Source organism: Oleiphilus sp. HI0132, from assembly GCF_001635845.1.
Window position 1 is genome coordinate 1 of the sequence record NZ_LWGJ01000479.1, and the last position, 611, is coordinate 611.

Sequence of the window (611 nt, forward strand, 5' to 3'; positions counted from 1 at the left end):
GTTGGAGCATTCCCTATCAATACAACGCTGTCTTTCAAGAAGGGTGTCCAAGAACTTAAGGCAGCCATCGACCTTGTTTCGCCTAGTTGTTTAGCCTGTTGAATGGTGTCGTTATCGTTCAAAAAACACAGGGGCTCTCGTTCAATCATGCGCTTAGTAACGCCTTGCTTGACCATCTCCACATCGCACAAAATTGGCTTATTCTGACCCAAGGACGCTCTGCCTTTTTCGCAAGCACCTGCGCTAAACAGAATCTTATCCGTCAGCTCGGGCATACCTAAGCTATGTACGACACGCATCACGACCTGTTGTTGTTCTTTATCGAAACAACTCAAGTTGCTTAGCTGGCGAATCAGCTCAAAGCTTTGTCGCTCAATCGCTTTCGGGTCCAATTCGTAATCAAATGGCATCTCGGTTTCCTATACGTTTTTTTCGCTATTGTTTTGCTCAGTATCTTGATCCTCAAGGGTGAGAGAATCAGACAGCGAACTTTCGACGTGATGTAGGCAGTCATCAAGGTCACTGAACAAATGCTTGACTGGCGATATGTTTGGGCGCGTCAACATCACCACCTGAACCCCGAACTCTCGTGCGGCTACCAATTTCGCTTG

1 protein-coding gene and 1 pseudogene are annotated in these 611 nt (G+C 47.0%); both read right to left on the minus strand.

The window, feature by feature from the left end; translation table 11 throughout:
* On the minus strand, positions 1–410 hold a 410-nt coding region (locus tag A3766_RS05845; protein ID WP_197479360.1), incomplete at its 3' end, for a precorrin-8X methylmutase.
* Positions 411–419: 9 nt separating this feature from the next.
* Positions 420–611: pseudogene (locus A3766_RS31895) on the minus strand (hypothetical protein); the annotation flags it as partial.